Origin of the sequence: Paucidesulfovibrio longus DSM 6739 (genome assembly GCF_000420485.1) — a bacterium.
GTDB classification, from domain to species: Bacteria; Desulfobacterota; Desulfovibrionia; order Desulfovibrionales; family Desulfovibrionaceae; genus Paucidesulfovibrio; species Paucidesulfovibrio longus.
The window spans coordinates 192,851-218,460 of record NZ_ATVA01000011.1; the positions used below are offsets into that span (position 1 = coordinate 192,851).

Annotated in this window: 25 protein-coding genes; 9 read left to right on the forward strand and 16 right to left on the reverse strand. The window is 64.8% G+C overall.

What is annotated here, in order from left to right; translation table 11 throughout:
• Positions 1-56: 56 nt before the first annotated feature.
• The 4 genes from G452_RS0102605 to G452_RS0102620 all read right to left on the reverse strand — a co-directional run bounded on the left by G452_RS0102605 (position 57) and on the right by G452_RS0102620 (position 2,714).
• A complete protein-coding gene (locus G452_RS0102605; protein ID WP_022660702.1) occupies positions 57-482 on the reverse strand; it encodes an FKBP-type peptidyl-prolyl cis-trans isomerase in 426 nt (141 codons plus the stop codon).
• 105 nt (positions 483-587) lie between these two features.
• Complete coding sequence (trpS, locus tag G452_RS0102610; RefSeq protein ID WP_022660703.1) at positions 588-1,586, reverse strand: tryptophan--tRNA ligase; 999 nt, start codon at positions 1,584-1,586, stop codon at positions 588-590.
• Between the two features lie 24 nt (positions 1,587-1,610).
• Complete coding sequence (locus G452_RS0102615; protein WP_022660704.1) at positions 1,611-2,282, reverse strand: site-2 protease family protein; 672 nt, start codon at positions 2,280-2,282, stop codon at positions 1,611-1,613.
• Positions 2,283-2,339: 57 nt separating this feature from the next.
• A complete protein-coding gene (locus tag G452_RS0102620) occupies positions 2,340-2,714 on the reverse strand; it encodes a response regulator (RefSeq protein WP_022660705.1) in 375 nt (124 codons plus the stop codon).
• Between the two features lie 226 nt (positions 2,715-2,940).
• Here G452_RS0102620 and G452_RS0102625 point away from each other — a divergent pair, with 226 nt between their 5' ends.
• The gene (locus tag G452_RS0102625) at positions 2,941-3,138 is read left to right on the forward strand and encodes a hypothetical protein (protein ID WP_022660706.1); all 198 of its coding nucleotides are present in this window, start codon (positions 2,941-2,943) and stop codon (positions 3,136-3,138) included.
• 42 nt (positions 3,139-3,180) lie between these two features.
• Positions 3,181-4,092 carry an ATP-binding protein gene (locus tag G452_RS0102630; RefSeq protein WP_022660707.1) on the forward strand — a complete coding sequence of 304 codons (912 nt, stop codon included), beginning with the start codon at positions 3,181-3,183 and terminating at the stop codon, positions 4,090-4,092.
• 54 nt (positions 4,093-4,146) lie between these two features.
• Here the strand turns inward: G452_RS0102630 and G452_RS17750 are convergent, their stop codons facing one another.
• The gene (locus G452_RS17750) at positions 4,147-4,719 is read right to left on the reverse strand and encodes a diheme cytochrome c (RefSeq protein WP_022660708.1); all 573 of its coding nucleotides are present in this window, start codon (positions 4,717-4,719) and stop codon (positions 4,147-4,149) included.
• A gap of 276 nt (positions 4,720-4,995) precedes the next feature.
• Between G452_RS17750 and G452_RS0102640 the strand changes: the two genes are divergently transcribed.
• Both G452_RS0102640 and G452_RS21340 read left to right on the forward strand, forming a co-directional pair.
• Positions 4,996-6,036 carry a glycosyltransferase gene (locus G452_RS0102640; protein WP_022660709.1) on the forward strand — a complete coding sequence of 347 codons (1,041 nt, stop codon included), beginning with the start codon at positions 4,996-4,998 and terminating at the stop codon, positions 6,034-6,036.
• A 74-nt stretch (positions 6,037-6,110) separates the two neighbouring features.
• Positions 6,111-7,160, forward strand: a complete 1,050-nt coding sequence (locus G452_RS21340; protein WP_155887509.1) for a hypothetical protein — start codon at positions 6,111-6,113, stop codon at positions 7,158-7,160.
• A 23-nt stretch (positions 7,161-7,183) separates the two neighbouring features.
• Here G452_RS21340 and mltG read toward each other — a convergent pair whose 3' ends face one another.
• The 3 genes from mltG to G452_RS0102655 form a co-directional block, all read right to left on the reverse strand.
• Positions 7,184-8,257, reverse strand: coding sequence for an endolytic transglycosylase MltG (mltG, locus tag G452_RS0102645; protein WP_022660710.1), 1,074 nt, complete (start codon positions 8,255-8,257; stop codon positions 7,184-7,186).
• Positions 8,233-8,646 (reverse strand): Holliday junction resolvase RuvX, encoded by a 414-nt coding sequence (gene ruvX / locus G452_RS0102650; protein ID WP_022660711.1) that lies wholly within the window; start codon positions 8,644-8,646, stop codon positions 8,233-8,235. The genes mltG and ruvX overlap by 25 nt, the downstream gene beginning before the upstream one ends.
• A 75-nt stretch (positions 8,647-8,721) precedes the next feature.
• Positions 8,722-12,276, reverse strand: coding sequence for an FAD-binding and (Fe-S)-binding domain-containing protein (locus tag G452_RS0102655; RefSeq protein ID WP_022660712.1), 3,555 nt, complete (start codon positions 12,274-12,276; stop codon positions 8,722-8,724).
• A gap of 234 nt (positions 12,277-12,510) precedes the next feature.
• On the opposite strand from G452_RS0102655, the gene G452_RS0102660 reads away from it, so the two are divergent.
• Both G452_RS0102660 and G452_RS0102665 read left to right on the forward strand, forming a co-directional pair.
• A complete protein-coding gene (locus G452_RS0102660; protein ID WP_022660713.1) occupies positions 12,511-13,647 on the forward strand; it encodes a pyridoxal-phosphate-dependent aminotransferase family protein in 1,137 nt (378 codons plus the stop codon).
• A 13-nt stretch (positions 13,648-13,660) separates the two neighbouring features.
• Positions 13,661-14,845 (forward strand): NAD(P)-dependent oxidoreductase, encoded by a 1,185-nt coding sequence (locus G452_RS0102665; RefSeq protein ID WP_022660714.1) that lies wholly within the window; start codon positions 13,661-13,663, stop codon positions 14,843-14,845.
• 77 nt (positions 14,846-14,922) lie between these two features.
• Here G452_RS0102665 and G452_RS0102670 read toward each other — a convergent pair whose 3' ends face one another.
• From G452_RS0102670 to G452_RS0102700, 7 genes are all read right to left on the reverse strand, one after another.
• Positions 14,923-15,312 (reverse strand): hypothetical protein, encoded by a 390-nt coding sequence (locus G452_RS0102670; protein WP_022660715.1) that lies wholly within the window; start codon positions 15,310-15,312, stop codon positions 14,923-14,925.
• A gap of 66 nt (positions 15,313-15,378) precedes the next feature.
• Entirely contained in the window at positions 15,379-17,772 is a 2,394-nt protein-coding gene (hypF, locus tag G452_RS0102675; protein ID WP_027188963.1) for a carbamoyltransferase HypF, read from the reverse strand.
• 175 nt (positions 17,773-17,947) lie between these two features.
• Positions 17,948-19,090 carry an ABC transporter permease gene (locus tag G452_RS0102680; RefSeq protein WP_022660717.1) on the reverse strand — a complete coding sequence of 381 codons (1,143 nt, stop codon included), beginning with the start codon at positions 19,088-19,090 and terminating at the stop codon, positions 17,948-17,950.
• Position 19,091: 1 nt separating this feature from the next.
• The gene (locus tag G452_RS0102685) at positions 19,092-20,027 is read right to left on the reverse strand and encodes an ABC transporter ATP-binding protein (protein WP_022660718.1); all 936 of its coding nucleotides are present in this window, start codon (positions 20,025-20,027) and stop codon (positions 19,092-19,094) included.
• On the reverse strand, positions 20,024-21,049 hold the full coding sequence (locus G452_RS17755) for an HlyD family secretion protein (protein ID WP_235619580.1): 1,026 nt from the start codon (positions 21,047-21,049) through the stop codon (positions 20,024-20,026). Before G452_RS17755 ends, G452_RS0102685 begins: the two co-directional genes overlap by 4 nt.
• Complete coding sequence (locus G452_RS0102695) at positions 21,022-21,672, reverse strand: TetR/AcrR family transcriptional regulator (protein WP_155887511.1); 651 nt, start codon at positions 21,670-21,672, stop codon at positions 21,022-21,024. Before G452_RS0102695 ends, G452_RS17755 begins: the two co-directional genes overlap by 28 nt.
• Before the next feature lie 273 nt (positions 21,673-21,945).
• Positions 21,946-22,875: a DUF362 domain-containing protein gene (locus tag G452_RS0102700; RefSeq protein WP_022660721.1), complete on the reverse strand. Its 930-nt coding sequence runs from the start codon at positions 22,873-22,875 to the stop codon at positions 21,946-21,948.
• A gap of 78 nt (positions 22,876-22,953) precedes the next feature.
• On the opposite strand from G452_RS0102700, the gene G452_RS0102705 reads away from it, so the two are divergent.
• From G452_RS0102705 to G452_RS0102715, 3 genes are all read left to right on the forward strand, one after another.
• Positions 22,954-24,420, forward strand: a complete 1,467-nt coding sequence (locus G452_RS0102705) for an ABC transporter ATP-binding protein (protein ID WP_022660722.1) — start codon at positions 22,954-22,956, stop codon at positions 24,418-24,420.
• A 137-nt stretch (positions 24,421-24,557) separates the two neighbouring features.
• Positions 24,558-25,100, forward strand: coding sequence for a DUF2975 domain-containing protein (locus G452_RS17760; RefSeq protein WP_022660723.1), 543 nt, complete (start codon positions 24,558-24,560; stop codon positions 25,098-25,100).
• Positions 25,101-25,113: 13 nt separating this feature from the next.
• On the forward strand, positions 25,114-25,335 hold the full coding sequence (locus G452_RS0102715; RefSeq protein ID WP_022660724.1) for a helix-turn-helix domain-containing protein: 222 nt from the start codon (positions 25,114-25,116) through the stop codon (positions 25,333-25,335).
• Between the two features lie 150 nt (positions 25,336-25,485).
• On the opposite strand, the gene G452_RS21895 is transcribed toward G452_RS0102715, so the two are convergent.
• Complete coding sequence (locus G452_RS21895; RefSeq protein ID WP_022660725.1) at positions 25,486-25,608, reverse strand: hypothetical protein; 123 nt, start codon at positions 25,606-25,608, stop codon at positions 25,486-25,488.
• Between the last annotated feature and the right edge of the window lie 2 nt (positions 25,609-25,610).

The following is a 25,610-nucleotide window of genomic DNA, read 5'->3' on the forward strand; positions in this document are numbered from 1 at the left end:
CCCCGCCCGCCCGAATTCGTGGGGGGACGGGGCGAGCGTTTCCGAGGCTTCGCGCGCTAGCCGATTTCCACCAGGCTGAGCTCGAAGTTCAGGGTCTTGCCCGCCAGAGGCGGATTGCCGTCCAGGGTGACGATGTCCCCTTCCACGGCGACCACGGTCAGCTGGGCCGGACCGTGCTCGGTCTGGACCTCGAGGACCATGTCTTCTTCGGGATCCAGGTCCGGCGGCATCTGTTCGCGTTCCACGCGGAAGATCAGTTCCTCGTTGCGCTCGCCGTAGGCCTCTTCGGGCGGAATGGAGATGGAGCAGCTGTCGCCCGGTTCCATGCCTGCCACGGCCTTTTCAAAGCCTTCGATGACCATGCCCTCTCCGAGCACGAACTCAAGGGGCTCACGGCCTTCGGAGGAATCGAACTGGGAACCGTCCTCCAGGGTGCCGATGTAATGTACTTTGACCTTGTCGCCTTGCTTCGCCTTGGCCATGATGGCTCCTTCGTTTGGGCGGTTGATAAAGACCGAGCCTAACACGGCCTTCTGATGAAAAAAAGGGGGGACGACGGATAGTCGATCCCCCGTGATATCAGTAAACTAGAAATCGAAGTGCAGCAGTTCGCGGACCTTCGAGATGGTTTCGCGGGCAGCCTCGCGGGCCTTGGCGTTGCCGCTTTCGATGATGGCGCGCAGACGCTCCGGATCGTTTTCGATGGCGGCGCGGCGCTCGTGCAGGGGCGTGAGGAACGCTTCCATGGACTGCACGAGGCGCTTCTTGCAATCCACGCAGCCCCAGGAGGTGTCGCGGCAGCCCTTTTCGATCATGGCGCAGGTCTCCGCGTCGGTCATGAGCTTGTGGTAGGGGTACAGATTGCAGATTTCAGGGTCGCCGGGGTCGCTCTTGCGCTTGCGGTTTTCGTCCGTGAGCATGCCCATGACCTTGGGGGCCACGGTTTCCATGGACTCGCCCAGGCCGATGGAGTTGCCGTAGCTCTTGCTCATCTTGCGCCCGTCCAGGCCGGGCAGCTTGGCGTCCGGGGTGAGCAGATCCTTGGGCTCGGGCAGGTAGTCTCCGCCGGTGATGAAATTGAAGCGGCGGGCGATCTCGCGGCAGAGCTCCAGGTGGGGCAGCTGGTCCTGGCCCACGGGCACGGCTTCGGGCCGGTACATCAGGATGTCGGAACTCATCAGCACGGGATAGCCCAGGAATCCGTAAGTGTTCAGATCCTTCTGCACGAGCTGCTGCTTCTGTTCCTTATAGGTGGGGCAGCGCTCCAGCCAGCCGAGCGGGGTGATCATGGAGAGCAGCAGGTGCAGCTCGGCGATTTCCTTGACGGCGGACTGCTGGTAGATCACGCATTTGCTCTCGTCCAGACCCGCGGCGACCCAGTCCACCACGAGGCCGGGCACGAAGCCCTTGATCCGCGAGGAGTCGGCGTATTCGCTGGTCAGCGCGTGCCAGTCCGCCACGAAGAAGAAACAGTCGTAGTCTTCCTGGAGCTTGACCCAGTTGACCAGGACGCCGAAATAGTGGCCCAAGTGAAGCGGTCCGGTGGGGCGCATGCCCGAAACAATGCGTTTTCTTGTGTTGCTCATGATTCTTTGCGGGGTTGGGGGTGATCAGAACGCCGGCACTCCGAGGAGCCGTGCCCCGAATTCCACAGGCGGGAACAGGACGCTGCTGAGGATGGAGACGTCGAAGAGGTGGCTGGCCACCACGAGGCCGAGGATCAGGAAAACGCCGTAGCGCGAGAGCGACATGTATCGGGCGGCGAGGCCCGGCGGCAGGACTCCCGCCAGAATGTTGCTCCCGTCCAGCGGCGGGATGGGCATGAGGTTGAAGATGCCGAGGATCAGGTTCACGAGCACGCCCGTCTGGCAGATCAGCACCGTGGGGTAGAGGATGTTGTAGAGCAGGCTGTCCCGGCCTGGAATCTCGATGGAGCCGAAGAGGTGGTAGAGCGCGGCGAAGCCCAGGGCCAGCGCGAAGTTCGCCGCGGGACCGGCCACGGCCACGAGCAGCATGCCCTTGCGCGGGTTCTTGAAGTAGCGCGGGTTCACGGGCACGGGCTTGGCCCAGCCCACGTGGGCGATGAAAAAGATCAACGTGCCCAGCGGGTCGAGGTGCTTCAGCGGATTCAGCGTCAGCCGCCCCATGAGCTTGGCCGTGGGGTCGCCGAGGCGGTACGCCACCATGCCGTGCGCCACCTCGTGAAACGTCAGGGCCACGAGCAGGGGCAGGGCGATGATGCTGATCTGAAGAGCGTATTGTGTGAAGGATGATTCCAGCATATGCGCTTTGGCGCTAGCACGAACCACCTCCCGGAGCAAGGGAAAAGGGGACGGGGATCAAACCGCTCCGGCCTTCTCCAGAGCCGAATGGACCTTGCTCTTGAGGTCGCTGAGGTCCACGGACTTGACCACGTAGTAGTCGGCGGCGATGGACTTCAGGTCATGCTGGAAGCTGTCGTAGGCCGTGCTCAGGATCACCGGCAGGTTCGGCTCCTTGCTGCGGATGACCTGGAGCAGGTCGAGGCCGGAAAGATTCTGGCCGAGCTTGATGTCGAGGATCACGATCTCCGGCGCGGCGCGCTTCAGCAATTCCAGAATGTCTTCACTCCCGTCGGAAGTGATGACGGCATATCCTTCGGATTCCAGTTCTTCCTGGTAGAGCATCCGGATGTGCTTTTCATCGTCCACGACGAGAATTCTAGGCTTGGTCATGGAACCTCCGTGAGATTTACTCCCTTACCTGAAACCGTAGCGCATTCCCAGGTTCGGAGCAACATGATGAGAAACTATTTCCGCTCTTCCCGCGAAATCATAACTCGAAAGGAAGCCCCGGCTTGACAGGCTTCAGGCCGCATGCCACATCCCGCCCGGCCCTTCCGCCCGGTTCGCCGTATTGACACCCGCCGCCGAAGCCCTAGATTCCCAAAAAGGAGAGCCCATGATCACCGTCCACATCCAGCCGGAGAACGAAACCCTGGAGTTCGCGACCCTGAACACCGTGCTCCAGCTGCTCAATCGTCTGAAGCTGCGGGCAACGCACGCCCTGATCATCCGCGACGGCAAACTGCTTACCGCGGACCGCAAGCTGCACTACGGCGACGAGATCATCGTCAAGAAAGTGATTTCCGCGGGCTGAGGCCCTGTTTTCCCCATCCGCCCCTCCAGGAGACCCGAACCCATGAAATGCAAACGCTGCAAGGAACAGGCTGTCGTCGGCCTGCCGAGCCACAACGCCGCCTTCTGCGAGCCCTGTTTCCTGGGCTTCTTCCGAAAGCAGATCGAAACCGCCATTCGCCGCCAGAAGCTCTTCACCCACGAGGACCGCATCCTCGTGGCCCTTTCCGGCGGCAAGGATTCCCTCTCGCTCATGCTCGAACTGGGCGAACTGGGCTACGACGTCACCGGCCTGCACATCGACCTGGGCATCGGCGAATCCTCCCGCAAGGCCCGCGCCAAGGTCGAAGCCTTCTGCGAAAAGCACGGCTTTGCGCTGCGCGTGGCGGAAATGGAAAAGGAAGGGCTGCCCATGCCCCTGGTCAAGCAGCACATCAAGCGGCCCATCTGCTCGGTCTGCGGCAAGGTCAAGCGGCATTACTTCAACCGCATCGCCCGAGAGGGCGGCTTCACGGTCCTGGCCACGGGACACAACCTCGACGACGAAGTGGCCCGCCTCTTCGCCAACACCCTGCGCTGGGACGTTTCCTATCTTTCGGACCAAGGCCCCAAGCTGCCCGCCGAAGAGGGCTTCGCCAGCAAGGTCAAGCCTCTGTTCCGGCTCAGCGAATACGAAACCGCGCATTACGCCTTCCTCAAGGGCATCGAGATCCACTCGGATCCCTGCCCCTTCTCTTCCGGCGCCAGCTTTACCAGCCACAAGCTGCTCTGGTCCGAGCTGGAGCATCGCAGCCCCGGCCAAAAGTTCAATTTCTACGAGTCGTTTCTGCGGCAGGGCAGGCCGGCCTTTGCCCAGCTTGAAAAAGAGCAGGGCGCGGAGCTGCATTCCTGTCCGGATTGCGGTTCGCCCACCTCCACCGACCTCTGCGGGGTCTGCCGGGTGCGGGCCATGCTCGCCGAAAAGACGGGAGCGTAGGGAAAGCCCGTCCAGGGGAATCCAGCCCGGCACGCGCCCGGTGTCCAGCTGCTGCTATCTCGGCACGCGCGCATGGTCGTAATCGCCCTGCTCGGCGTCCATGTGGCAGGCCGGGCAGTTTTGCAGGCCGCCCACGGATTCCCTCCGGAGCACGGCGGGATCTATCTTGCGGTGCTTCTTTTGTATCATGGGCACCTGGGTGACGCGCAGAGGGGCCGCCCCTTTCAGGCAGTCCGTGATCTTCTCGCCGATTTCGGTCCCGGACGCGTCCGCGGCATTGGCCGTCAGATAGTCGCTGAGGGCGTCCAGCTCGTCCGGGGCGAGATCCAGCGAGGCGCCGAAATGGTCGGCGCAGCCGTCGAGCAGCGCCTGCCAGGAGCAGGCGGGCAGCAGGGCGGGCTGGTAGGCGAAATGGCACGCGCCGCAGGTTTCCCGATAGACCGGGTCGCTCGCGGGCGGCACGGAGTCCTCCCCATCGAACCAGCCCTGGCCGTTGCGGTGTCCGTGTTCTTCCCGCGATTCGGAGCCATGCCGTTCCCGTTCCCGTTCGTGGTCGTCGGGCCGGACCAGCGCAACCGAGCCGAGCAAAAGCGCGGCGACGGTGACCAGAATCATCAATTTTCGCATGGGCCGGCTCCTGATGTGCTGTTTGCGGGACAAGTACGGAGCAAATTAGTTGATCGAAAGGCAGGAGGCAAGACAAAACGTGACACGATTATCAAGTTCGTGCTGCTTTCGCGCGGCGAGAAGATGTCCGCGGTTCGACCGGCCCTCGCGCCCTCGGCCAGGGGCGGCGCATCGCCGCTGCGACTCCGTTTGCCGCTTTCCGTCATCTCCGGGCCGCCGCGATTCCCGAGCCGTGCGGTTGACGCCCTGTTCCCGGCCATATTAGGGGGAGCGATCATGCCGCTCCAAGGACAATACGCCCATGCGCCCACGGTTTCCGTGACGTTGCCCTGCTTCAATGCCGAGGCCACGCTGCCGGCCTGTCTCGACAGCCTCCTGGCCCAGACCTGGCGCGATTTCGAAATCGTGGCCGTGGACGACGGCTCCACGGATCGCACGGGCGAGGTGCTGCGGGAATACGCGCGGCGCGACGGGCGGGTGCGGCCTGTTTTCGCGGCGCACGGCGGGGTCGCCGCAGCCGCCAATCTGGCCTTGGAAAAGGCCGGGGGACGCTATGTGGCGCGCATGGACGCGGACGATCTGGCCCTGCCCGAACGGCTGGCTTCCCAGGTGGGCTGGCTGGAAACGCGGCCCAAGGTCGGGCTGGTGGGCAGCCGCGTGCGTTTCGGCGGGGACCGCAAGGCCGCGCGCGGCTATGCGCTCTATGTGGATTGGACCAATCGCCAGATGACCAGCGAGGCCATCGCCCTGAACCGGTTCGTGGAGTCGCCGTTCGCGTTTCCGTCCGTGATGTTCCGGCGCGAGCTGTACTTCGAGCACGGCGGATTCCGCAGCGGGGACTTTCCCGAAGACTACGAGTTTCTGCTGCGGCTGCTCGACCGGGGCGTGGTCATGGAGAAAGTCGATGCGGAGCTGCTGATCTGGAACGATCCGCCCACCCGGCTGACCCGCAACGATCCCCGCTACGATCCCAAGGCGTTCTACCGCGTCAAGGCGCGCTACCTGGGCCGCTGGCTGGCCGCGAACAATCGGCGGCACCCGGCGGTCGGGGTCATCGGCGCGGGCCGACCGTCGCGCAAGCGGTCGGAAATGCTGGTTGATCACAATATCGAGATTGTAGAATATTACGATTTGGATCCGAAGAAAATCGGGCAGGTCGTGAGCGGCAGGCCCGTGCTGGACAGGGAGCTGGTGCCGCCGCCGGGGCAAAGATTTTTGCTGTCCTACGTGGCCTCGCGGGGCGCGCGGGAGGACATCGCCGCGTTTCTGCGCTCGCGCGGCTACGTTGCCGGACGGGATTGGCTGGCCGTGGCGTGAATAAGTAATTATCTGATGGCCTATTGACCGAGGGGGGATTGTTACGTAATGGCTTCACAAGAGGGGTGGCCAGCATGTTTCAAATCAACAGCGGTTTCCGTTTAAACTGGTACGATTTTTTTGGCCTGCTTGCTCCCGGAATTTTGTTCTCAATCCTCGCTCTTATCTGCACGATCCAGATCAAGTACCGCATCGGGCTTATTGAAAGCTTTACAAAAGTGGGATTGGCCACAAGCGAGTTAGAAGCCCCAATGACTTTGGTCGTCATCTTTGTCGCAGTAATAGTTGCTTACATTATCGGCCATATAATTGCTTCTTTGGCAACGTTGTTTATTGAAAGGATATTCCTTGGGAAAATTCTGCAGCACCCTATCAACGTGATAGTATTTTATCAAAACCCGCAAAGGGACCTATCAAGTACATACTATCGAGCAGTGGTTGTCATTATCTATATGTGTCTATTTTGCTATTTAGTTGAGGTAAGAATTCCAGATAACAGCTTGTATATATTAGATATATTTTCGGGTGCTCCGCTATGCTGTTTTTTGGGATCGCTTTATTTTATTGTGATAATTTTAAAAATGTTCGGCGATCTGCTGCAGGGTAGATCAACGCGTAGATTGAAAAAGTACCATAAGAATGTGTATTTTATTTTGCAAATCTTGGGGGCACCTTTCTTCACGAGTGAAAAGATGGTCATCCAGTTTCTTGGTTTGGCGCAGGCTTTTCCTTATGATGTACAATCAGCGTTGCGAAATAAGTATAAAAAAGTATTTGGGAGAAGAATAAATGAAGCACTCTTGACTGAAGCATTTTGGTCAGTATATTGGCATATAACAAGTGTTAATTTATATGTTAGAACGAATATTGAAAAATTACAAAACTTATATTTACTCATGAGAAATATGAGTTTCGTTGCGCTTTGTTCGTCTGTGTTATTGGTTTTGCCTGAGAAATTTGGTGGGTGTTCTTCTGATTTTATGCGTAACCTGGCGGTATTTATGTTTTTATTGAGCTTTGTGTTCGTTATACAATTTTACTATTATTTTTGGCAATTTTCTATAACTGTATTTAGGACATTTATCTACCTTGATTGCGAGGGAGGCGTACAAACACAGCGGTAGACAGGAACTGAACAGTATCCGTCCTACTCTTCCCTCTTCTGCGACGTATAATCCTTCCGATTCCTTCCCCATTTCTGATACCGCCCCACGGCGTCATTGTGTTCACGCAGGGTCTTGGAGAAGTGATGCGTGCCGTCGCCCTTGGCCACGAAGAACACGTAGCCGTGGTCTTCGGGATGGGCGGCGGCGGCCAGGGCGGCGCGCCCGGGCGAGCAGATCGGCCCCGGAGGCAGGCCGTCGTGCTGGTAGGTGTTGTACGGATTGGACGCGTCGAGCAGGTCGCTCTGCCGCAGGTTGCCGTTGAACGAGGGGCCGAGCCCGTAGATGATGGTCGGGTCGGCCTGGAGGCGCATGGGCCGGTTCAGGCGGTTGACGTAGACCCCGGCGATGGCGGGGCGCTCGGACGGATCGCCGGTTTCCTTCTCCACGATGGAGGCAAGGATCACCAGTTTGTGGAGCTTTTCCGGGTCCGGCAGCTTTTCTCCCAGGGCGGCCTCGGCGTTCTTGAAGAATTCGCGGACCATCATTTCGGCCACGCTGTGCGCGGAATTCTCGCGCGCGCGGGTGAGCATGTAAGTTTCGGGAAAAAGATAGCCTTCGGCCGAGTCCGCCGGGATGTTGAACTGGGCGAGCAGTTTCGGGTCGTGCACCGCGGCGTCGAATTCCTCGTAGGTGCCGAGTCCGGCCTCCTGCACGAGGTCGGCCACCTGCCACCAGGTCAGCCCCTCGCGCACGGTGAAGCGGTGCAGGATGCCGGGCGTGGAAGTGATGGTGGTCAGGACGCGGTCGGGCAGCCAGCCCGTATTGAGCAGAAATTCCCCGGCCTTGACCTTTTCCGTGAGCTGCTTGTCCTGGGCGTAGGCCAGGAACTGCTTCACGTCGGAGATGAGGCGTTCTTCCTTGAGGCCGCGCGCGATGGTCAGGAAGTGCTGGCCCGGTTCGATGACGAAGCGCACGTCCCTGCCCGGATCCTCGGGCGGGATGTTCAGGAAGGTCCAGGTCCGGTAGAGGAACCACGATCCCACGGCCATCATGCCCAGACAGAGCACGATGCCCGCGTAGGCGACGTATCTCAGGGCCGGTTTGTCGCCAGCCACGCTTCCAGGATGATCACCGCCGCCTGGCTGTCCAGCCGGGTTTTCCGTTTCTTGCCGCACAGTCCGGCCTCCTTGAGCAGTCCCTCGGCTTCCGCCGAGGTCAGGCGTTCGTCCATGAATTCGATGGGCAGGGGGGTCCGTCTTCCAAGTCGTTCCGCAAAGTTGCGGGCCTGCCGGGTGGTTTCGGTGTCCGACCCGTCCAGGGCCAGGGGCAGGCCCACGACGATCCGTTCGATCCGGTCGGCTTCGATGAGCGCGAGCAGGTCGGCGAAGAGCCGGTCCTTGGTCGTGCGCTCCAGGGCCGGGCGCGGAAAGGCCATCATGCCGTACGGGTCCGTGACGGCGAGGCCCACGCGCTTGAGGCCGAAGTCGATGCCGAGTGTACGCATTTATTCTCCAGGACGAGTTTTTTCAGGGAAACCCGGCCCGTGTCAAGTCAGGCGAAGGAATCCGGCGGGTTCCGCTCAGTTCGCGCGGCCCACGGTCAGGCTGCGTCCCCTGGCCTCGCCCGAATCGAGCATGGCCTTGAGTTCGCGCTTCCATTTCGGCCCGCCCGCGAGCCTGGCCAGATATTCCACGGTGTGCAGCACGGGGTTGGCCCGGCCCATCTGGATCAGGGAGCGCTTGATGCCGCTCTTGCAGGAGGGGCAGCCCACGACCACGGGCCGTTCCCGCCCGAAGCCCTCCAGGTCCAGTTCCATCTGCTTTTGCTTGCGGTGGCGCACCCGGTTGTAGATTTCCGGGCTGGTCACCGCGCCCGTGCCGGACTCGCCGCAGCAGCCGGGCGAGAGGGAAACCTGGGCGTCGATGAGTCCGGCGAAGGCCGCGCGGTAGATTTCCGGAGCCTTGGCCTTGGGCTGGCCGACCCATTCCGCGTGGCAGGCCGCGTGGTAGAGCGGGGCGGTTTCCGGAGCCGCGAGGTCGAGGCCGCCCAGCTCGTGCAGATACTGCATGGCGTCCATGTGTTTCAGCGGTTCCACCAGCTCGCCGGAAAGGTCGTAGCTCTCCAGGGATTCGCGGCAGGTGCCGCAGGCAGTGAGCAGCACCGTGGCCTTGAGTCCGGAGCGGCCCGTGGTGATCAGGGTGTCGATGAGGGCCTGCCGGGTGCGGTGGCGGTTGGTCTTGTAGGCCTCGGCCGCTCCGGCCGAGAGCAGCGGGTAGCCGCAGCAGAGGTGCTGCTCCGGCAGGACCACGTTCACCCCGGACTTGAGCAGCAGATAGAGCGTGGCCTGGCCGATGGAACGGGAGAAGAGGCCGCCCCCGCAGCCGGGGAAGTAGATGACGGTGCGGTCCGCGGGCGCGTCCGCGCTCTTGAAGACGTTGCGCTCCGCGAGCCTCAGCTCCTGGGCGAGGTTGGTGAAGTCCAGCGCCGGGCCAGGCCCCTGGAACACGGGCGAGATCATGCGCCTGCGCCAGATTCCCGGAATCAGTCCGAGCCCCTTGTTGGCGATGGATTGGCCGAGGGAAAACGCCTTGGCCGCCATGGGCAGCCGGGCGGCGGGGTCTTTGGCGAGGTAGGAGAGCACCTTGCCCTTGAGGGCGTGGCCGCTCTTGCCCTTGTAGTCCAGAAAGGCCCGCACGCTGAGCGCGGCCCCGGCGGAGTCGATCTTCACCGGGCAGACCGAGGTGCATTTGCCGCAGGCCGTGCAGTGGTCCATGAGCGCGCGCAGGCGGTCGAGCAGCTCCGGCGCGGGTTCGCCGAGCTGAAGCTGCGAATAGTAGACGGCCTCGATGAGCGCGCCCAGGGAGATGTTCTTGTTGCGCGGGTGCGCTTCCAGGCCCTGCTGCGGGTAGTACATGGGGCAGACCTGCTTGCACTTGCCGCAGCGGGTGCAGGTCTGGACGTTTTTCAGCAGCTCGGTGAGGTGCTCGCGGTCCTTGAGCGCGGTGTCGTCCAGGTCGTGGATGAGCCTGTTGAAAGAGAAGGTATAGGGCTCTCCGGGCAGCTTGCGGCTGGTCAGCTTGCCGGGGTTGAGCACGCCCTTGGGATCGACCTCCGCCTTGTAGGCGCGCAGGGCGTCGATCTTGGACTGGGCCTGGAAGGCGATCTTGGTGATGCCGATGCCGTGCTCGCCGCTGACCTCGCCGCCGAGCTTGAGCACGTGCTCGAAGACCTCGCGCGCGGCGCGGTGGGCCTCGGCGAGCATGTCCGCGTCGTTGGAGTTCACGGGCAGGTTGACGTGGCAGTTGCCGTCGCCCGCGTGCATGTGGTTGGCGATGACCACGCGGGTGGCCAGCAGCCTCTCGAACACGGCCTTGAGTTCGCGGTCCTGCTTGGGATAGGCGTCGCGCAGGGCCTGGAAGAGATAGCGGATCTGGGCTTCCTGCTCCACGTCCGAAATGGTCGCGGCGGTGACGCGCCCGGCCAGGATGTCCTCCACGCGCGCCTTGGCCTCGACGATGCGCGGGTCCGCGTATTCCACGCCGGGCAGGGCCGTGGCCCTGGAGAGCGCGCGGCGATAGGCCAGGGCCAGATATTTGAGGTTCAGGTTTTCGAGGTAGTCCGCGAAGTCCGGAATGGCCTGAAGCGGAATGACCACGTCTTCGTTGACCTTGAAGCCGGAGGTGCGCTTGGCGATGGCCGAGAGCTTGTGGCGGTCCTCCCAGAACAGCTCCGCCTCGCGCTCGTCGCGGGCCGCGAAGATGTCCACGCCGTCGTAGGGCTGGGCCAGGGAGACGACCGTGTCCACGGCCTCGTCCAGGGCCTGCTGGTGGTCCGAGTCGAGCTGGAGCAGCAGCACGCTGATGGGGTCGCCTTCGTATTGCTGCGACTTTTTGACGTATTCGATGGCCTGGACGTATTTGGAGCCGAATTCCTCCAGGGCGGAAATCTTGACCAGGTCGCCCTGCTCGCGGATGCGGTTGCGCAGGGCCACCACGTCGTTGATGACCAGCATGGCGTTGCGCATGGAACGGCCGAAGAATTCGAGGCAGAGCGTGCGCGAGAACGCGGGCCGGGGATGGAGAACGAAGCAGGCTTCGGTGATGACGCCGTCCACGCCTTCCTTCTGCACGCCGGGCAGGCCGCCGAGGAACTTGTTGGAGACGTCCTTGCCCAGGCCGGGCTTGCGCAGTTCGTCGCCGCGCAGGCGCACGTTCCGGATCAGCTCTCCGGCCTCGTCGCGGATTTCGAATTCGGCGCCGTCGCCCTCGAAGATCTTGTGGCGCGGGTGGTCCTTGCGCGAAACCTGGATGATCTCGCCCTGGGGCGTGACCATGCGGTAGGAGAAAAGATTGTCGATGGTGGTGCCGTACTCGAAGGCAAAGGGGCCGCCCGCGTTTTCCGCGACGTTGCCGCCCAGGCTGGAGGCCATCTTCGAGGCCGGGTCCACGGTGAGCAGGAGATTTCTCTCCGCGGCCGCGCGAATGGCGTCCATGGTCAGCACGCCGGTCTGGGCACAGAGAATGCGGCTGTCCTCGTCCACCCGGACGATGCGGTTCATGCGGGTGAGCGAGAGCACGGCGGTGCGGCCGTGGATGGGCACGGCGCCGCCCGTGAGGCCGGTTCCGCCGCCGCGCGGGATGAGCGAAAAGCCCATTTCCCCGGCGAGCCGCACCACGCCCTGGACCTCGGCCTCGGATTCCGGGAAGAGCACGAGCATGGGCAGCTCCAGGCGCAGGTCCGTCGCGTCCGTGGCGGACTCCACCAGCAGGTGCGGGGAGGAGCCGATGGCGTTGGACGGCAGGACCGCCTTGAGGCGTTCCATGACCTGCTCCCGGAAGCGGCGGTCCGCCTCGTAGCGGTCCCAGAATTCGCGGATGGCTTCGGTGAGGATCTTGGGATATTCGCCGGAAAGCATGGGCCGGGACATGTCCAGCCTGCGGGAGACGCTCTTCTTGACCAGGGCGGGGTCCACGAAGGGATTGTAGCGCACGAGGAAAAGCTCGGCAGCGAGGCTGGCTGCGAGCTTGCGCACGGCGTCGGGCCAGTGGGCCACCTGCTCCAGGTCGGTCACTCCGAGAATCTTGGTCAGCAGATCCTCGTCGGGTATGGAAATATGCGGGCCTGTTTCGGGCATCTTGAAGAATCCTCCTGGGCGGGAATCAGCCGGGCGGCGGGAAAGGGGGAATATAGGTACGGCCGGCCCGCTTGGCAAGGCCTGCGAACCCGCGCCGGGCCGAGGCCCGCAGGGGCGTTGACGAATCCGAAGGAAATTCTGCCTGAAACTGTTTTCTGGACACCGAACCCCGCAGGGGATAAGAGAAATGTTCTTTACGCGATCCGCAATCCAAGAACCATAGGCGAGGACTCCATGAACACGAACGATTTCGCGAAACTGAAACTGTTCATCACCGGCCCGACCTATTTGCGGGAAGAGGTCCGGCAGGCGGGAATGCTGCCCGAATTCGGGCACCGCGACTCTGAAAACGACAAGCGTTTCAAGCCGATAATGGGCTGGCTGCGCGAGCTCACCGATGCGGGCGACGAATATACGCCCGTGCTCTTCCTCGGTTCCGGCTCCACGGCCATGGAATCCTCGATCCGCTCCCTGGTGGCGGACGGCGAAACCGTGCTCAACGTCTCCGTGGGCGCCTTCGGCGATCTTTACCACACCATGGCCGTGGCCAACGGCAAGTGCGCGGTGCAGCTCAAGTTCGACTACGGCCAGGCCATCGACCTGGACGTGCTGGAGCGGACCATCATGGAGCACAAGCCCGCCGTGGTCACCTTCACCCACAACGAAACCTCCACGGGCGTGACAAGCGACATCCAGGCCGTGTGCGAGCTGGTGCGCCAGTATGACGCCCTGCCCCTGGTGGACGGCGTGTCCATCTTCGGCGGCGCGCCCATCGGCCTCAAGGGTTCCGGCGCGGCCATGTACAGCACGGCCACCCAGAAGAGCCTGGGGCTGCCCGCGGGCTTCGGCATCGGCTTCATCCATGCCGACGCCGAGGAAAAGGCGGCCCGCGTGTCCGACAAGGGGCACGGCACCGACATCCTCAAGCAGCTCGGCCGGGCTCGCAAGTTCCAGACCCTGAGCACCCCGAACACCACCCTGGCCAACCAGATGTTCGTGCAGCTCAAGTACATCTTCGAGGAAGAGGGCGTGGAGAACCGCTTCGCCCGCCACGCGGCCATGCGCGCGATGGTCGCGGACTGGGTTGCCGGGCTGCCCGGCTTCGAGCTTTTCGCCCAGGAGGGCCACCGCTCCCCGACCCTGACCACGGTGCTCGTGCCGGAAGGCGTGAGCGTGAAGCAGCTCAAGGCCGCCAAGGAAAGCATGCGCGCCAAGGGCTACCTCTACGACCCCGGCTACGGCAAGCTGAACACCCTCCTGGAAGAGGCGGGACGCAGGCCTGTCTTCCGCGTGGGGCACATGGGCGACATCACCCCGGCCATGCTCGAAGAGTATCTGGCCGATCTCGGACAGGTACTTCAGAATCTCTAATCGGGAGGCCGGAATGCGTATTCTTGCGAACGACGGGCTGGTGGAACAGGCTGCTGACTATCTCCGCAAGGAGGGGTTCAGCGTGGAGACCGAGAAGCGGGACACCGAGGATCTGCTCGGCGAGATCGGCGGCTACGACGCCCTGCTCGTGCGCAGCGCCACCAAGGTCACGCGCGAAGTCCTGGAAGCCGGAACCCGCAACGGCGGCAAGCTCAAGATCGTGGGCCGCGGCGGCGTGGGCACGGACAATATCGACCTGGAAGCGGCCAAGGAACTGGGCGTCATCGTCAAGTTCGCGCCCAACGGCAACACCAACGCCACTGCCGAGCACGCCCTGGGCCTGATGTTCGCCATTGCCCGGCGCGTGCCCCTGGCGCACGAGACGCTCAAGAACGGCGTCTGGCACAAGAAGCGTTTCGTGGGGGTGGAGCTTCAGGGCAAGACCCTCGGCGTCATCGGCTGCGGGCGCATCGGCCAGTCGCTGGCGGGCAAGGCGCGCGGCATCGGCATGAAGGTCATCGGCTACGACGTCTACCACGCCATCGATACCAAGTGCGAGTACGTGGACAGCATGGACGACCTGCTGCGCCAGTCCGACTTCATCAGCCTGCACACGGGCGGCAAGGACGCCATCATCACCGCCCGCGAACTGGCCCTGATGAAGCCCACGGCCTATCTGGTCAACGCCTCGCGCGGCAACAACGTGGACATCGACGCGCTGCACCACGCGCTTTCCACCGGGATCATCGCGGGCGCGGCCCTGGACTGCTACCCGAGCGAGCCCAAGCGCGAGGGCGAGCCTTTCCAGACCAAGCTGCACGAGCTGGACAACGTGGTCTTCTCGGCCCACCTGGGCGCGAGCACCAAGAACGCGGGCATCCGCACGGGCATGGAGATCGCCGAGGTGGTCACGCGCTACCTGCGGCGCGGCGATTTCGGAAATTCCGTGAACGTGGGCGAAACCGTGGAGCAGGAAGGCCAGGCCATCTACACCATTTTCATCACCCACGAGGACAAGCCGGGCATGTTCGGCAAGTTCGGCACCGCCCTGGGCGAGATGGGCGTGAACATCCGCGAGAACAACTCCCGCAAGCTCGCGGAAAGCGTGCAGACCGTCTACATCGTGCACACCAAGCCGGACAAGGCCGTGGTGGAGCGCATCGCCGCCATCGACGGCGTCATCCGCGTGGCTGTCTAGCCCCGCCATTCTCCGCAACAACAAAAAACGCCCGGTCAGCAATGGCCGGGCGTTTTCGCTTCCATCCTGTTCGGGCGTCAGCCCAGTTCGTCCAGAATGGCGGCCAGCGCCTTTTCCACGCCCGTGGCCTGCTCGAAGGCCTGTTCGTAGAGCTCGGCGATGAGATCCTTCTGCCGGGCCAGGGGGGAGACGCCGGAAATCACGGCCTTGTCGATCATGTCCTTGCCGTCCGCCGAGCAGATGATCAGATGGTAGGTGGCCTGGGGTTCGGGAAGTCCCTGCGCGCCTTCCGGCAGGGGCGGGGCTTCCTGGCAGCGCAGCTTGATGACGTATCCGGCCAGGGACGCGCGCACGTCGCAGCGGTCCGGCCCGGAGGTCCAGGAAAGCTTGCCGGAGAGGGTGTTTCGATGGAGCTTGCGGATCATGTCCGCCATCATCATGCTGCGGCGTTCGAGTTTGCTGGACAAGGGCGGCCTCCCGGTTGTGATGGAGTGCGGTGTATGTGGTTTCACGTACTGCAACCGGATGAATTGTCAAGCCTTGGAGAGCAGCAGACGCCGCCGTCCCCAGGCGGCCTGGCCGAGCGAGATGCAGGCGTCGCCCGGCGGCACGAGGCGGTGCACGAGCGGGGTCAGGCCGCGGGCGCGCAGGGCGGCGGGCAGCTCCGCGGCCAGGGTCAGGTTCTGCATCACCCCGCCGGAGAGGGCCGCGTGTTCCACGCCGAGGGCGGCGGCGAAGTGCGCGGCCATATCCGCCAGCCCGGTCACGAGTCCCCGGTGGAAGCGGCGGGCGATGGTTCCCGGCGCGACGCCCGCGTCCAGGTCGGCCTTGCAGGCCGCGAACAGGGCGAGCGTGTCCAGCAGGGCGGGCGCGCCTTCTTCCGGCGCGGGCCGAAGCGGGCAGGGGTAGTCCCCCTGCGCGTCCATGTCCTGGCTTGCCTCCAGCACGATGGCGGCCTGTCCCTCGTAGCTGATCACGTGCATCAGGCCGAGCAGGGCGGCCACCGCGTCGAAGAGCCGCCCGCAGCTGGACGTGGCCGGGCAGTTCAGGCCGCGCTCGAGCATCTGGGGCAGGAAGCGGCAGGCTTGCTCGTGCTCCTTCGCCCAGGACCAGCGCTCGGGGTCGGGCGCGCGCTCGCCCAGCTGCCAGAGCATGGCCTGGGCGATGCGCCAGGGCTCGCGCACGGCCGCCTCGCCTCCGGGCAGGGCGCAGGTGGAAAAATGGGCCAGACGTCTGTGTTCCAGCGTGGCGGAATCCACGAACAGGCATTCGCCGCCCCAGATGGTTCCGTCCTCGCCGTACCCGGTGCCGTCCAGGGCCAGGCCGATGGCGGGGCCTTCGTGGCGGTGCTCGGCCAGCACGGCGTGGATGTGGGCGTAGTGGTGCTGGAGCGGGAGCACGGGCAGGGGCTCGCCCCCGCGTGCGAGGCCGATGGACGCGGCCAGTTCCCCGGCAACCTGGCTGGTCATGTAGTCCGGGTGCAGGTCGCGCACGATCAGATCCGGCTCGACCTGGAGCACGTCCCGCAGGTGCGCCTGGATTTCCTTGTAGAAGCCGAGGGTGGCGAGGTTTTCCATGTCCCCGATGTGCTGCGAGGGGAAGGCCTGGTCGCCCTTGGTCAGGCAGAGCGTGGCCTTGAGTTCCGGCCCGGTGCCGAGCACGCAGGGCGCTTTCCGGCCTTGGGGCGCGGGCGGCAGAAACACGGGCGCCGGGGTGTAGCCGCGGGCGCGGCGCATGAAGAGGGCGTCCATTCCGGTGGCGGGGCCGCCGTTCTCCGGCGCGGGGCGGACCACGGAGTCGTCCGTGCGGATGAGGATGTCCCGGTTGTGCAGCAGGAAGACGTCGGCCATGCCGGAAAGGCGGGACAGGGCCTCGCGGTTGCCCAGGCAGATGGGCTCGGAGCTGAGGTTGCCGGAGGTCATGACCAGGGCGGGCAGGCGGCCCTGCTCCGCGAAAAGTTCGAGCAGCACGTGGTGCAGCGGCGTGTAGGGCAGCATCAGGCCGACGAACGGCGTGTCCGGGGAAATGTCCTCGGCCAGGGGGCTGCCGTCCCGGCGGCGCAGCAGCGTGATGGGGCGCTCGCGGCACTGGAGCAGTTCGGCCCCGGCCCGGTCCGTTTCCGCGATGATCCGGGCCGTTTCCAGGTTCGGGACCATCACGGCCAGGGGCTTGTGCGGCCGGTTCTTGCGTGCGCGCAGCTCGGCCACGGCGGCGTCCGAGGTCGCGTCGCAGGCGAGGTGGAAGCCCCCCAGTCCCTTGATCGCGGCCAGCTTCCCCTGGGCCAGCAGGGCCGCGAGTCTTTCCAGGGCCGCAGGGCCTTCGGCAAGCGGCTTGCCGCCTGCGTCCGCGAGCCAGACCTGCGGGCCGCAGACCGGGCAGGCATTGGGCTGGGCGTGAAAGCGCCGGTCCAGGGGATTTTCGTATTCCGCGCCGCATTCCGGGCACATGGGAAAGCAGCCCATGGAAGTCACGGGCCGGTCGTAGGGAATGGAGCGGGTGATGGTCCAGCGCGGGCCGCAATTGGTGCAGTTGGTGAAGGGGTAGCGGAAGCGGCGGTCCGCAGGGTCGCGCATTTCCGCGAGGCAGTCCTCGCAGGTGGCGATGTCCGGGCTGATGAGCACGTTGTGCCCCTTGCCCGCGCTGCTTTTCTTGATTTCAAAGGCGGCTTCGTCCGCAGCCGGGGGCATCTCGTCCACCCGCAGGTCCACGATGCGCGCGAGCGGCGGCAGGGTGTGCACGAGGTCGTCGCCGAAACCGTCCGCCTGGGGGGCAGGGCCCTGCACCTCGATGACCACGCCCTCGGAGGTGTTGCGGACCGATCCGGTCAGGGCGTGCTTCAGGGCGGTGCGGTAGACGAAAGGCCGGAAGCCCACGCCCTGGACCTGGCCGTTGACCACATAGCGGCGGCGGATGGTTTGGTTCGGCATGGGCAAGGTCATAGCCGCGCGGGCGCAAAAAGGGAAGTCCCTCTGGCGGATTGGCGGCTTCCCGGATCAGATGGCCGCCCTATCCGGCGCTCTATCCGGCGCCCCAGCCAGCGGCATCATCCGGCGCCCCAGCCGACGTCGCATTCTGCGATTCGTCCGGCAAGTGACCCGGCGATCAATCCAGCGTCTGGCGATACCGCTTCAGGCCCACGATGACGATCACGGTCCAGAAAAGCAGGATGGGCCAGGCATGGGGCATGGACTCGCCGATGCCGTTGCCCTTGAGCAGGATGCCCCGCGCGAGCCGGAGGTAGTGCGTCAGGGGCAGGACCGAGCCTACGTACTGCGCCCATTCGGGCATGCCCCGGAACGGGAACATGAACCCGGAGAGCAGCAGCGAGGGGAGGAAGAAGAAGATGGACATCTGCACGGCCTGGAGCTGGTTCCGGGCGATGGTGGAGATGGTCACGCCCACGCTGAGGTTCGCGCCGATGAAGATCAGTGTCAGCAGGAGCAGGAGCGCCAGGGAGCCGTGCATGGGCACGCCGAAGAGCACCTTTGCCGCCGTGAGGATCAGGAGCACCTGGATGTAGCCGACCATGACGTAGGGCAGGATCTTGCCGAGGGTCACTTCCAGCGGGCGCACCGGAGTGGTCAGCAGGTTTTCCATGGTGCCGCGCTCGCGTTCGCGGGTGATGGCCAGGGAGGTGATCATGGTCAGGGTCATGGTCAGGATCACGCCCATGAGGCCCGGCACGATGTTGTACTGGCTTTCGGCCTCCGGGTTGTATTCCGCGTGGGTGAGGATTTCCACCGGGGACGGACCCGCCGCGAGCGTGGCCAGGGGGCCGCGCAGGAGCGGGGCCAGGGCGTGGTCCACGATGGCGGGGAGATTCTTCAGCGCGCCGCCCGTGGCCACGGGGTCCGTGGCGTCCGCTTCCACGAACAGGGCGGGCCGGTCGCCGCGCACGAGGTCGCGTCCGAAGTTCTCCGGGATGGTCACGGCGAACTGCACCTCGCCCAGGTCCAGGAGCCTGAGGATTTCGGCGCGGGAGTCCGGCAGCACGCGCACCTCGAAATAGTCGCTGTTGCGCATGGCCGCCACGATGGAGCGGGCATAGGGCGAGTTGTCCGCCGAGAGCACGGCCGTGGGCAGGTGGCGCGGGTCCGAGTTGATGGCGTAGCCGAAGAGCACCAGCTGCATCAGGGGGATGCCGATCATCATGGCGAAGGTCAGGCGGTCGCGGCGCATCTGCACGAACTCCTTGCGGACCACGGCCTTGAAGCGGGACCAGGAAAAACGCTTGAAAGCGGCCATTTCAATTCACCTCGGCATTGCGCATCAGATCGATGAAGACCATTTCCAGGCTGGTTTCGGCGCGGCTCCAGCGAAACCCGTCGGCATACTTCCGGGAAAGCTCCTCCAGGCGGGCGTCGTCGCGGCCGCAGACGTTCAGCGTCACGCCCACGGGCACGACCTGGTTCACGCCGGGCTCCTCGCCCAGCTCGCGCGAAAGTTCGAACACGGCTTCGGAATCGCCCGCTTCGGCCCGCACCGCCCAGGTGATCAGGCCGGAATCGCGGACGAGCTCCTCGGTGGAGCCTTGCGCCAGGAGGTTGCCGTAGGCGATGTAGGCCAGCCGGTGGCAGCGTTCGGCCTCGTCCATGTAGTGCGTGGAGATCAGCGCGGTCAGTCCTTGGCCCGCGAGATTGTGGACCTCGTCCCAGAAATCGCGGCGCGCGCCGGGGTCCACGCCCGCGGTGGGCTCGTCCAGGAGCAGCAGCAGCGGACGGTGCTGGGTGCAGGCCCCCAGGGCGAGGCGCTGCTTCCAGCCGCCGGAAAGCGAACCCGCGAGGTTTTCCGTATAGCGCTCCAGGCCCATGCGCTCGATGGTGTGGTCCACCTCGGCGCGCACGTTCTCCAGTCCGTAGACGCGGGCCATGAATTCGAGGTTTTCGCGCACGGTCAGGTCTTCATACAGGCTGAAGCGCTGGGCCATGTAGCCCACCTGCGGCTTGATCTCGGCGGCCTGGGTGCGGATGTCGAGGCCGAGGCAGGAGCCTTCGCCCGCGTCGGGCCGCAGCAGTCCGCAAAGCATGCGGATGAAGGTGGTCTTTCCCGAACCGTTGGGGCCGAGAAAGCCGAAGATTTCCCCTTTGCGGACCTGCATGTCCAGGCCGTTGACCACGGTGCGCTTGCCGAAGATCTTGGTCAGGCCGTGCACGTCGATGACCACTTCGCGGGCGTTCGTCATTGCGCGGCCTTTGCGGTTCCGGTCTGTCCGGCGGCCAGGGCCACGTCCACGGGCTGCCCCGGCCGAAGCTCGGTTTCGTGTCCCGGCGCGGGGCGGGCCTCCACCCGGAAGACCAGCTTGGCGCGGTTCTGGCTCGAATAGATCACCGGAGGGGTGTATTCCGCTTCCGGCGAGACGTAGCTGATGGTCACGGCAACGGGCGCGGGAGCGCCGTCAAAGCCGATTTCGGCCTTCATGCCGGGTCGGAGCGTCCCGGCGAGGGTTTCGGGAACGAAAAAAATGACCTTGATGTTTTCGGGCGGCAAGAGCGAAACCACGGGACGCCCCGCCGCGACCCATTCGCCCCGGTCGTAGTAGGTGTCGAAGACGAGCCCGGAAACTGGCGCGCTCTGGGTCTTCTGGTCCAGGTTCCAGCGGGCCTGCTCCAACTTGGCGCGGGCCGCGTCCAGCTCGGCCTGGGCCGCGGCCACCTCGTCGCTGCGGCCGCCCAGCCGGGCCGTGTTCAGTTCGGCCTGGATGCGGTTGCTGGCCTGCCGCGCCGTTTCATACTCGGTCCGGGCGAGGTCCAGTTCCTGGGCGGAGATGGTCCGCTCCTCAAAGAGCCGCTTCTTGCGTTCGTAGTCCTTGCGGGCGTAGCTCAGGCTGGAGTCCGCCTCGCGGAGCTGCGCCTGGATGGCGGCCAGTTCCGAGGGGCGCTGTCCCTTGGTCTTGTCGGCCAGGGAATTTTCCGCCCGCAGGACGTTCTGTTCGGCCTCGTCCACGGCGGCGCGCTCGTAGGCGTCCTCCAGCCGGAAGAGCGGTTCGCCCGCGCGGACCTCGCCGCCCCGGCGCACGTCCAGGGATTCCAGCCTGCCCGCCAGGGGCGAGGCCACGTCCACGTAATCCCCTTCCACATAGCCCTGGAGCGTGGCGGCGTCGTCACACCCCGCCAGAAGCGCGGCGAGCAGCAGGGCGAGGGCCATGCCAGCGGAAAAGGATCCGGCTCTGCGCCGGGTCAGGCGATGGATTGAACGCTTTCGCACGGGGATTCCTCCACGGGGATGTCGCGCGGGGCGAGCATTTCACGGAATATGTTCCAGTTCCTTCCCACCTGGGCTTCCAGGTCGAATTCGCCCCGGCGGAGAAAGAACATGTGCGCGGGCAGCAGGATTTGTCCGAGAAAGAGCACGGCCAGATCCTTGGGGTCCACGTCGTCCCGGATGCGTCCGGCGCGCTGTCCCTGGGCCATGATCCCGGCGATGCCCGCGATCATGGCATCCTGCCCCTTGATGAGCATTTCGCGGAAGGGGCTTCCCTGGCCTGCGATGTCCTCCGAGAAGATGATGCGCGGCACGGCCCCGTTGCTTTGGATCAGGGCCAGGTGCCGTTTCCAGAACCGCTCCAGCCCCAGCAGGGCGTCGGGTTCCGTGGAAGACGCCTCCAGGTTGGAGAGCAGCATGGTCCGCAGCAGGCCGAAGGCGGCGCGAAGGATGTCGCTCCTGCTCTTGAAGTGCCGATACAGCGCCGAGGGAACCAGGCCCACGGCCTCGGCCACGGCCGTGACCGTCACGGCGCGCAGCCCGTTTTCGGCCAGTTTCAGCGCGGCCCGCGCGATCTGCTCCTGACGGCTGTCGGTGTCCATGCGTTGATTTGCGGTGTCCTGCACGTTCTTTGCTCCTTGTGAATGTGAATTCACTTTCACAAACGCGAGATGGATTGTCAAGCGTTCTGGCCGGGAAAATATCGGATTGCCGGTGCAGCTACGGAAAGGGCAGGAAGGCGCGGGAGGCTGGGAAGCGCCGGAAATGCCGGAAAAGCGGGAAGGCGCAGGAGGGGAGGAAGGCGCGGAAAGAGCGGAAAGAGTGGGAAGCGCGGACGGCTGGGAAGGCTTGTGGAAGGCTGGGAAGCGCGGGAAATGCGGGAGGGAAGGAAGGCGCGGTCAGCCGCGCAGGCCGAGGCGGTGCAGCAGGCTGCGCAGCCTGCCTTTTGCCACTCGGAGCGGGTGGAATGTTTCCGGGTCGAGCGTCCGGGGAATCTCGAAACCCGAAGCGTCGAAGGCGGCGGGGGATTCGAGGGGATAGGCGAGCCGTTTCGGGTCGGCTCCGGCCCGGCCCCGTCTTCGCGCCTCGGCCCAGAGGGGCACCTTTTCCGGGGAGAGCCCAAGCAGGCCGTAGACCGCCGTATCCAGGGCAATGGGATCGGCGCAGGCGGCGAGAAGCCCCAGTTCGAAGGCCACGCCCTTGACCGGGCCGGAGCGGTGCATGGGCCGGATGGCGTCCAGCAGCGTGAACGTGGGCGGCAGGGCCTCGGCAACGTCCAGGATCAATGCCGGGAATCGGTTGCCCTGGTCGCCGTGCCGGGCATGGGCCACGGCCTTTCGCCAGCCCGTGACGCAGCCGAAGAGGTTCTTGACCGCGCAGGTCAGGCGCATCTGGCAGTGGGCCTTGAGTCTCGGCAGGTTCACGATCATTTCGGCGTCGCGGGCCGTGCGCGAGAGGCCGATTTCCGCTCCGAAGGAAAGCCGCAGCGGCTCTGGGCGGCCCAAGCTCCGGACGCGCAGCCCCAAGGGGCGCAGCGCCTGCGCGAGTCCGCTGGCGCGGGCCACCTGGCCCGCCGTGCCGAAGGCAGGGGAGTCGGCCACCGTGACGGTCGCGCCCAGGTCCAGCAGGTGCTGGCAGACCGCGCGGACCACCAGGGGGTGGGTGCAGGAGAGTCCCGCATTGCCGCGCGAAACGAGGTTCGGCTTGACCAGCACGCGCTGGCCCCGCTGCGGCGCGCAGCCGATCTCGTCCAGCAGCAGCCGGACCGCCGGTTCGAGCAGGGTGGATTCGTATTCCAGGATGCGGGCCAGGGCCACGGGAATGCGCATGAACCACTCCTGCCCGGATTCGCTGGCGAAGGCAAGCGGGGTTGCGCTTCGCGATGCAAAGGAGCAAAATATTCAATCATGAACACGGAAAATCCATTGATCCGACTGCGGCGCGCCTCGGTGCGTCGGGGAGGAAAGACCATACTCGGCTGCGTCGATTTCGCGTTGCGCCGCGGCGAGCATGTCGCCGTGCTCGGCGGCAACGGTGCGGGCAAGTCCACGCTGCTTTCCCTGTGCCGGGGCGACCTGCCGCCCACGGAAGGGGAGCGCGTCTATGATTTCGGCGCCGGACCGCAGGTGTCGCCCATCGGCCTGCGCGAACGCATGGGCCTCGTTTCCGCGGCCCTGCACGACAAATACGCCTGCTCCGACTGGCGCATCAGCGTGGAGGAGGCCGTTGCCTCGGCGTTCCAGGATTCCTGGCTCTGCTACAATCCGCCCCTGGAAAAGGAACGCGCCGAGGCCAGAGCCATGCTCGACGACCTCGGCATCGCCGACCTGGCCGACCAGCCTGTTTCCGGGCTTTCCACGGGACAACTCCGGGCTGTGCTTCTGGCCCGCGCCCTGGTCACGAGGCCGGAGGTGCTCTTTCTGGACGAGTGCCTGGACGGCCTGGACGCGGCTGCCCGCAAGCTGATCATGCAGCTCATGAACCGTGCGGCCGGGCGGTGCACCCTGGTTTGCGCCGTGCACCACCAGGCCGACATCCCGGCGTCGGTGCGCCGCGCCCTGCTCCTGCGCGAGGGGAGCGTCGTGGCTTCGGGAGCCCTGGAAGAGGTTGCGGCGCATCGGCGCGACCATGAGGACGGGGAGTGCCTCGCCGAGCTGCCGGCTCCGCCCGACCTGGACGTGCCCTACATCTTTCGGCTGGAGAACGTCTCCGTGGTTTTCGCGGGGCGCAAGGCCCTGGACGGACTGGACTGGACCGTGCGCCCCGGCGAGAACTGGGCCGTGCTCGGCGGCAACGGCGCGGGCAAGTCCACGCTGCTTCGGGTGCTCCTCGGCCTGGAGGACGTGTATCCGGGCGGACGCCTGGGCTGGTTCGGAGTGGACGAACTGCCGGACCTGACCGAGGTGCGCCGCAGGGTCGGCTATGCCTCGCCCCTGCTCCAGGGAAGCTACTCCTACGATCTGCCCGTCCGGGAAACGGTCTGGTCGGGCTATTTCGGCAGCGTCGGGCTCTACGAGCAGCCGGACGAGGAACAAAAGGCGCGGGCCGAGCTGTACCTGCGCTTCTTCGGCCTGGACCGTCTGGCGGACCGGCGCATCCGCAGTCTATCCTACGGCCAGCTGCGCCGCGTTCTTCTGGCCCGCGCCGCCGTGTCCGGCCCTGCGCTGCTGCTGCTCGACGAGCCTCTTTCCGGCCTGGACCGCCGCGCCCGGCCCAAGGTGCTCGGGCTGCTGGAACGCCTTGCCGCGACAGGAACCCATTTCGTCTATGTGACCCACCATGTCGAGGAGCTTTTCCCGGCCATCGATCACGTCCTGCATCTGGAACAGGGGCGGGCCGTGTATTGCGGGCTGCGCGAGAATCTTCGTTCTTGATTGTTGTTTTGCATTCAAAAATTATTGACTTTCGATAACTACGGGCGTAGCTCTGCCCTTGACGAAGGCATGCGTTCCTTGGTGCGCGATGCGAACGACGCGTTGCGCCGCATGCCGAAGACAAAGCGAGGTATGCGATGGACAGGATCAAACGGGTCAGCGTCTGGTTCAAATGGCTGTTCATGGCGGCCCTTGTGGGGCTGCCCCTGCTGAATGCGCTGCTGTGGACCCTGGTGGACAGGGCCGATCTGGCGGGAGCGGTGAGCGTCGGCGGGGTCAATCTCGCCGGGATTCCCATGAGCGATCCCCTGACCTGGGACGCGCGGCTTCTGGCCCTGGGGGCGAGTCTGTTGCCCCTGGGCGCGAACATGGTCGCGCTGTTCAACCTGGTCCGGCTTTTCGGGCTGTATGCGGCCGGCGAGATCTTCTCGGTCCGCAACGTGCGCTGCATCCGCTTCCTCGGCTACGCGCTCATTGCGCGCCAGGCCGTGGACCCGCTTTTCCAGGCCCTGCTCAGCGCGGCGCTGACGCTGCACAATCCCGAAGGCCAGCGCGTGATCAGCGTGGGACTGAGCGATACCAACGTCACGGAACTGGTCATCGGCTTCGTCATTCTTCTGGTGTCCTGGGTCATGGACGAGGGCCGCAGGCTCAAGGACGAGGAAGCGCTCGTCATCTGAATCGGGGGGAAGCATGTCCATCGTCGTGAATCTGGACGTGATGCTCGCGCGCCGCAAGCTCAGCTCCAAGGAACTGGCCGAGGCCGTGGGCATCACCGTCCAGAACATCTCCATCCTCAAGACGGGAAAGGCCAAGGCCATCCGATTCGGCACGCTGGACGCCATCTGCCGTTTCCTTGAATGCCAGCCCGGCGATATTCTTGAATATCGGCCTGAGGTGGAACCGCTGAATTGATCATGATCTCGGAAGAAATTGCCTTGTTGTTCACTGTTGATCATTATTGATCAATCGACTCGGAATGACCGGAAGCCCGCGTCTTCCGACGGCGCACGGGCGCACGGGGGCACGGGCATCCCGCATCCGGGTGCGGGGGGGCGATGAAGGTCAGTCGCGCACGGCGGGATCCTGCGTGGCGAAAAGCGAGTCCGCCGAGGCGGCCGCCGGCAAGGCGCAAAACACGACAAGCCAGAGCAGGACGGGCAATGGCGTGAGAGGGGCGGCGGACATCA

Bases quoted from the DNA above. Each gene is read 5' to 3' on its own strand.
- G452_RS21340 (WP_155887509.1), top strand. From the start codon at position 6,111: ATGTTTCAAATCAACAGCGGTTTCCGTTTAAACTGGTACGATTTTTTT.
- G452_RS0102680 (WP_022660717.1), bottom strand. From the start codon at position 19,090: ATGGCCGCTTTCAAGCGTTTTTCCTGGTCCCGCTTCAAGGCCGTGGTC.
- trpS (WP_022660703.1), bottom strand. From the start codon at position 1,586: ATGAGCAACACAAGAAAACGCATTGTTTCGGGCATGCGCCCCACCGGA.
- G452_RS0102640 (WP_022660709.1), top strand. From the start codon at position 4,996: ATGCCGCTCCAAGGACAATACGCCCATGCGCCCACGGTTTCCGTGACG.
- G452_RS0102700 (WP_022660721.1), bottom strand. From the start codon at position 22,875: ATGCGCATTCCCGTGGCCCTGGCCCGCATCCTGGAATACGAATCCACC.
- ruvX (WP_022660711.1), bottom strand. From the start codon at position 8,646: ATGCGTACACTCGGCATCGACTTCGGCCTCAAGCGCGTGGGCCTCGCC.
- G452_RS0102620 (WP_022660705.1), bottom strand. From the start codon at position 2,714: ATGACCAAGCCTAGAATTCTCGTCGTGGACGATGAAAAGCACATCCGG.
- G452_RS0102685 (WP_022660718.1), bottom strand. From the start codon at position 20,027: ATGACGAACGCCCGCGAAGTGGTCATCGACGTGCACGGCCTGACCAAG.
- G452_RS0102665 (WP_022660714.1), top strand. From the start codon at position 13,661: ATGCGTATTCTTGCGAACGACGGGCTGGTGGAACAGGCTGCTGACTAT.
- G452_RS0102625 (WP_022660706.1), top strand. From the start codon at position 2,941: ATGATCACCGTCCACATCCAGCCGGAGAACGAAACCCTGGAGTTCGCG.
- G452_RS0102615 (WP_022660704.1), bottom strand. From the start codon at position 2,282: ATGCTGGAATCATCCTTCACACAATACGCTCTTCAGATCAGCATCATC.
- G452_RS21895 (WP_022660725.1), bottom strand. From the start codon at position 25,608: ATGTCCGCCGCCCCTCTCACGCCATTGCCCGTCCTGCTCTGGCTTGTC.
- G452_RS0102715 (WP_022660724.1), top strand. From the start codon at position 25,114: ATGTCCATCGTCGTGAATCTGGACGTGATGCTCGCGCGCCGCAAGCTC.
- hypF (WP_027188963.1), bottom strand. From the start codon at position 17,772: ATGCCGAACCAAACCATCCGCCGCCGCTATGTGGTCAACGGCCAGGTC.
- G452_RS0102705 (WP_022660722.1), top strand. From the start codon at position 22,954: ATGAACACGGAAAATCCATTGATCCGACTGCGGCGCGCCTCGGTGCGT.
- G452_RS0102655 (WP_022660712.1), bottom strand. From the start codon at position 12,276: ATGCCCGAAACAGGCCCGCATATTTCCATACCCGACGAGGATCTGCTG.
- G452_RS0102605 (WP_022660702.1), bottom strand. From the start codon at position 482: ATGGCCAAGGCGAAGCAAGGCGACAAGGTCAAAGTACATTACATCGGC.
- G452_RS0102630 (WP_022660707.1), top strand. From the start codon at position 3,181: ATGAAATGCAAACGCTGCAAGGAACAGGCTGTCGTCGGCCTGCCGAGC.
- G452_RS0102660 (WP_022660713.1), top strand. From the start codon at position 12,511: ATGAACACGAACGATTTCGCGAAACTGAAACTGTTCATCACCGGCCCG.
- G452_RS17750 (WP_022660708.1), bottom strand. From the start codon at position 4,719: ATGCGAAAATTGATGATTCTGGTCACCGTCGCCGCGCTTTTGCTCGGC.
- G452_RS17760 (WP_022660723.1), top strand. From the start codon at position 24,558: ATGGACAGGATCAAACGGGTCAGCGTCTGGTTCAAATGGCTGTTCATG.